At 59.6% G+C, this 5,781-nt stretch carries 4 protein-coding genes and 1 pseudogene; 1 reads left to right on the top strand and 4 read right to left on the bottom strand.

Annotated features, from left to right (window positions below; genetic code table 11):
- Positions 1 to 87 precede the first annotated feature (87 nt).
- The 4 genes and pseudogenes from B7L09_RS32945 to B7L09_RS25630 all read right to left on the bottom strand — a co-directional run bounded on the left by B7L09_RS32945 (position 88) and on the right by B7L09_RS25630 (position 4,500).
- Positions 88 to 951, bottom strand: coding sequence for a methyl-accepting chemotaxis protein (locus tag B7L09_RS32945; protein ID WP_438269351.1), 864 nt, complete (start codon positions 949 to 951; stop codon positions 88 to 90).
- Positions 949 to 2,001: pseudogene (locus B7L09_RS32940) on the bottom strand (HAMP domain-containing protein); the annotation flags it as partial. The pseudogene B7L09_RS32940 and the gene B7L09_RS32945, both read right to left, overlap by 3 nt.
- Positions 2,002 to 2,160: 159 nt before the next feature.
- Positions 2,161 to 3,552, bottom strand: a complete 1,392-nt coding sequence (locus B7L09_RS25635; RefSeq protein ID WP_094471186.1) for an aminotransferase-like domain-containing protein — start codon at positions 3,550 to 3,552, stop codon at positions 2,161 to 2,163.
- Positions 3,553 to 3,738: 186 nt separating this feature from the next.
- The gene (locus B7L09_RS25630; protein ID WP_094471185.1) at positions 3,739 to 4,500 is read right to left on the bottom strand and encodes an SDR family oxidoreductase; all 762 of its coding nucleotides are present in this window, start codon (positions 4,498 to 4,500) and stop codon (positions 3,739 to 3,741) included.
- 236 nt (positions 4,501 to 4,736) lie between these two features.
- On the opposite strand from B7L09_RS25630, the gene B7L09_RS25625 reads away from it, so the two are divergent.
- Positions 4,737 to 5,741: an NADP-dependent oxidoreductase gene (locus tag B7L09_RS25625; RefSeq protein WP_094471184.1), complete on the top strand. Its 1,005-nt coding sequence runs from the start codon at positions 4,737 to 4,739 to the stop codon at positions 5,739 to 5,741.
- Positions 5,742 to 5,781 lie beyond the last annotated feature (40 nt).

The following is a 5,781-nucleotide window of genomic DNA, read 5'->3' as shown; positions in this document are numbered from 1 at the left end:
CATGAAAGAGATAGGTCGGCTATCAGGCCGCCATCGCGAGCAGGCTCACCCCCACATTAGATCTGTGCACATACGCAGGGAGACAGATCAGAGCCTGAAGTGCCCGACCATCCCCTTCAACTCAACCCCCAACTGCGCCAGCTCAATGCTCGACGCCGCATTCCCACGCATCGCCAACGAAGACTGATCCGCACTCGCACGAATACTCGTCACACTGCGATTAATCTCCTCAGCCACCGAGCTTTGTTCTTCGGCCGCCGCCGCAATCTGCTGGTTCATCTGTTGGATCAATGACACTGCGGCGGCGATGCTGCCCAACGCACTCTCGGTCTGCAACGCGTCACTTACCGCCAGCTTCACCAGCTCACCACTGTTCTGAATCTGCTGCACCGACGACTGCGCCGCCGAACGCAAGGCGCTCACCAGACGCTCAATTTCCTCGGTCGATTGCTGTGTGCGCTTGGCCAACGCCCGAACCTCATCCGCCACGACCGCGAATCCCCTGCCCTGCTCGCCGGCCCGTGCCGCCTCGATCGCCGCATTGAGCGCCAACAGGTTGGTTTGCTCGGCGACACTCTTGATCACACTGAGTACCGTGCCGATGTTCTGGATTTCCGCACTCAGGCTTTCGATGCTCGAACTGGCCGACGTCGCCGAGTCCGCCAGCTGTTCGATCCGCGCCATGCTCTGACGCACTACCTGCTGGCCACTTTCCACCTTACCGTCCGCCGTTTGCGCAGCCTGAGCGGCTTCCTCCGCGTTACGCGCCACATCGTGCACCGTCGCCGTCATCTGNTTCATCGCCGTGGCGACTTGCTCGGTCTCTTCCTTCTGGCTGCTGACTTCAACATTGGTTTGCTCGGTGACGCNGGACAACGANTGCGCCGAGCTGGCCAATTGCTCAATCCCCGCCTGCAAACCGCTGACGATGGTGCTCAGCCCCGCACCCATCTGTTGCATGGCCTGCATCAACTGGCCGATCTCGTCACGGCGCGTCACTTCAACCGTCGCACTCAAATCACCCGCGGCGATCTGTTGTGCGACACGAATCACACTGCGCAGCGGCGCCACGATCAATCGGGTTATGACCCACGCCGCGATCAACCCGACCAGCAACGCCAGAGCCGAAGAGCCGATGATCAGCATCGAGTTCTTCTTCAATTCGGCCTGCATCGACTGGTCCTCGGCGACATACGCCTGATCGACCCGTTCCACCACTTGGGCAGCACGCTGGTGCAGTTGCTCATAGACGGTTTTTTCCTGGGCCAGGAGATCGGTGTACTCGGTCAGTTTCTCGCTGAAACTGGTGATGTGACCCGCCACTTCATTGAGGACAGTCTGATAGCCCTCATCCTTGACTGTGGTTTTCAACTGCTCGGCCTGAACCTGCGCCTGATCGGCCTGCTCGATCTTGCCCTGGCCTTTGTCGGCATCCGCCTTGCGGCTCTGATCCAGGCGCACCCGCGCTTCATTCATGGCTTGCAGCATCAACCGCGACACCTGGCTGACCTGATTGGCTTGCTCGATGAACTGCCCTCCGTCCTTGCCTTCGGACTCCTTCAAGGTATAGGCGCCATCGTCGGCAAGCCCTGCTTGCAGGACGTCCAGGTTATTGGCCACGCTGGAGACCGACCAACTGGCCATCTCCAGGGCCAGGTCCTTGGCCTGACTTAATGAGACGAACTCGTCGAACGCCTTGCGATAAGCCCCCAGGGATTGCTCGACGTCATTCATCACTGGCACGTTGGCCGGTGACGCAGCCTTGAGCTGCGTCGCCAAGGCGATCAGGCCATCCACGCCCTGGTGCAGGGCATCGACGGTTTTCGGGTTGCCGTGCAAGGCGTACTCCTGCTCAAGCAGTCGCACCTTGAGCAAACCGCTGTTGAGCGACGACATCTGCTTGAGCCCGTCGAAGCGATGACTGATGGTTTGCAGGGACCAAACGCCGATGGCTGCCACCAGGGCCGTCAGCAGCAGCACCAAGACAAACCCGACACCCATTTTTTTTGCCATACCGAGGTTGGCAAAACGTCCTTGCACGGCCGAAATCATTGCACTTAGTCCCCTGACATAGTCTGTTGACGCAGATTCGCAATGGGCATGGGCCAGCACAAGTCTCTGGCGTCGGAATAATGGCAAAAAGCTACGCCCACGTCGTTTTCAGAACGTTTTAGGTCGATTCGCAGCGGTTGCCTGAAAAAATGCCCGGGCACGAGGATCACAGGCATAAGCAACGTTGATGCGCTGCCAATCATTCGCCTGGCCGTCAGGACTGAAGGCTGTAGCAGAAGACAGCAGCACACCGAAACGCCGGGCCTGCTTGCGCACCTGAGCGTAGTCGCACATCCCCGATCGCGCCCAGATGAACAGGCCGCCAGCCGGCTTGCCGAAAACCTCCCACTCGGCGTCTTCGAGCACTTGCAAGGCCGCCTCTCTGTCCGTGTTCAAACGCTGGCGCTGACGCTGCACCAGTTTGCGGTACGCGCCGCTGGTCAACAGGCAAGTCAGCACCGACTCGCAGAACCTTGAGGCGCCCATGCTGCTGATCATCTTGACCTCGGCCAATCGCGATATGACCCCTTCACTGGCCACGACAAAGCCGACCCGCAATGAACTGCTGAGGGTTTTCGAGTAGCTGCCGATGTAGATCACGTTGTCATCGCCCCCCAATGCAGCGAGGCGCGTGCCAGGGCCGTAGTGCAAATCCGCATAGACGTCATCTTCAATCACCAACACGCCATGGGTCTTGGTCAATTGTAAAACCTGCTGCGCCACCGCAGGCGTCAGGCAGCTGCCCGTCGGGTTGTGGTAGAAACTGTTGATGAATAGCGCGCGGGGCCGGTGCTTTATCAAGAGTGCTTCCAGTTGCGCCGTGTCGGGCCCGCGCGGGGTACGCGGCACCTCGATCATCGTCACGCGGTGCAGCCTGAGCAGTTCAAACAACAGTGGATACCCCGGACTTTCCACCACCACGCAATCACCCGGCTTGAGCAGGGTGCGCACGATCAGGTCGAGCCCCTGACTGGCACCTGCAGTGGTCAGAATACGATTTTCGTCCACTTCGATACCGAGCCGTCCAAGGCGTTTGAGAATTTGCAGACGCAAGGCAGGCAGGCCTCGGGAGGTGCTGTAGTTGAACAATCCGGCCATGTCGGTACGGCTGACCTGACGAATCGCGTAGCTCAGGTCGTCAGTTTCGCGCCAGCTCTCCGGCAACCCGCCACAGCCCAGCTTAAGTTCGCCCGAGAAGCCTCCCTGTTTCAGTTCCGCTCCTTCGAACCAGAGGCAATCCTGTTGCCCCTGGGCGACCAGCGCTGGCGTGGCGACAATGAAACCGGCGCCATGACGCGACGCCAGCACACCTTGAGTCACCAGCCGCTCACAGGCTTCGACGACGCTGGACTGACTGAGCAGATTGACCCGCGCGATGTGCCGCGCAGAAGGTAAACGCGTCCCTGGCTGCGCCTCGCTCTGACGGAGCCAGACGGCCAACGCGTCGACGATTTGCTGTACGACTGGCACCAATGCCTGTCGATCGATTCTCAATTCCATGAGCAAGCAAACTCCTGTCCATTTGCGGGAAACAGTTAATCACAGGTCTGCTGGATCGGATGTGCGACAACGCCGCCAAAACCCTCGGTTCTAACCATTTGAAACACATTGGCCGCCGCCCTTCACGACACCATGAAAAAGCCCGCACGTATGCGGGCTTATTCCTACGAGGCAGGTCTTGATGGGTCAGAACGCAGTGACACCACCGTCCACTGCCAGCGAGTGACCGGTGGTAAACGCCGCGCCGTCGCTGCACAGGTACAGCACAGCGCTGGCGATTTCCTCAACTTTGCCAATACGCCCGACCGGGTGCATGGCGGCGGCAAATTCCGCCTTGCGCGGGTCAGCTTCATAGGCACGACGGAACATGTCAGTGTCGATCACCGCAGGGCAGACTGCGTTCACGCGAATCTTTTTCTTGGCGTATTCGATGGCCGCCGACTTGGTCAAGCCGATCACCGCGTGTTTCGACGCCGCGTAAATGCTCATCTTCGGCGCCGCACCAAGGCCCGCCACCGAAGCGGTGTTGACGATCGCCCCGCCGCCCTGGGCCAGCAACAGCGGTAACTGATACTTCATGCACAACCACACGCCCTTGACGTTGACGCCCATGATTGCATCGAACTCGTCCAGGGTGCCTTCAGCCAGTTTGCCTTTCTCGATCTCGATGCCGGCATTGTTGAAGGCGTAGTCCAGACGGCCGTAGGTATTCACCACCTCGTCCATCAGATTTTTTACATCGCTTTCCAGCGTGACGTTGCAACGCACGAAGGTCGCTTCGCCGCCTGCTGTACGAATCAGTGCCACAGTGCCTTCGCCCCCGGCCGTGTCCATGTCGGCCACCACCACTTTCAACCCTTCAGCGGCGAATGCCTGGGCGGTCGCGCGGCCAATACCGTTGGCAGCGCCGGTCACCACAGCGACCTGGCCGGAAAACGTCATGCTCATTGTTATGCCCTCAAAGAGAAGAATGCGGGGGATCGCGTGTTCCCAGTCTAGCCACAGGGGCGTGTGACACGGCAGCACTATCAGAAGCCCGGTTGAGTGACCATGAGTGGCAGTGATAGAACGGCGGGACTGACTATCACTGCACTGGATCGACGTGCATTCGCCGCATCAGCCAAACTTGCGGCATCGATCATGAAGGTCTATCAACAAAGCTTCATTCATCTTGAGTGCCTGTCATGACAACCCAGACCAATCGCCAGTTCCTGCTCGCCAAACGTCCGGTGGGCGCGGCGACCCGCGAGACCTTTACCTATCAAGAAGTGCCAGTCGGCACGCCTGGAGACGGGCAAGTGCTGGTGCACAACGAATACCTGTCGCTGGACCCGGCCATGCGTGGCTGGATGAATGAGGGCAAGTCGTACATTCCGCCGGTAGGCATTGGTGAAGTAATGCGGGCGTTGGGCGTAGGCAAAGTCGTTGCCTCGAACAATCCTGGGTTTGCGGTCGGCGATTATGTAAATGGCGCGCTGGGCGTACAGGATTATTTCCTTGGCGAGCCACGGGGTTTCTACAAGGTCGACCCTAAACTCGCCCCGCTGCCCCGTTACCTGTCCGCGCTGGGCATGACCGGGATGACCGCCTACTTCGCACTGCTCGATGTCGGCGCACCGAAGGAAGGTGACACCGTGGTGNTTTCCGGCGCCGCCGGTGCGGTCGGCAGCATTGCCGGGCAGATTGCCAAGATCAAAGGCTGCCGCGTGGTGGGCATCGCCGGGGGAGCCGACAAGTGCAAGTTCCTGGTGGATGAACTGGGCTTCGACGCAGCCATCGACTACAAAAACGAAGACGTACCCGCCGCCCTCAAGCGCGAATGCCCCAAAGGCGTGGACGTGTATTTCGATAACGTCGGCGGCGATATTCTCGACGCTGTGCTCAGCCGCCTGGCCATGAAAGCGCGAGTGGTGATTTGTGGCGCCATCAGCCAGTACAACAACAAAGAAGCGGTCAAAGGCCCGGCCAACTACCTGTCGTTGCTGGTCAACCGCGCGCGAATGGAAGGCTTCGTGGTGATGGACTACGCCGCGCACTTNGCNGCGGCCGGCCAGGAAATGGCCGGCTGGATGGCGCAGGGCAAGCTCAAGAGCAAGGAAGACATTGTCGAGGGGCTGGAGACGTTCCCGGAGACGNTGATGAAGTTGTTCAGCGGCGAGAATTTCGGGAAGTTGGTGTTGAAGGTCTGACCCTGATCTGACGACAACACAAACCCTGTGGGAGCGAGCT

This window comes from Pseudomonas mandelii, from assembly GCF_002251635.1.
In the GTDB taxonomy this organism is placed as follows: domain Bacteria; phylum Pseudomonadota; class Gammaproteobacteria; order Pseudomonadales; family Pseudomonadaceae; genus Aquipseudomonas; species Aquipseudomonas mandelii_B.
Note: the sequence above shows the minus strand (reverse complement) of the source record. Positions and strands in the feature narration are given on the sequence as shown.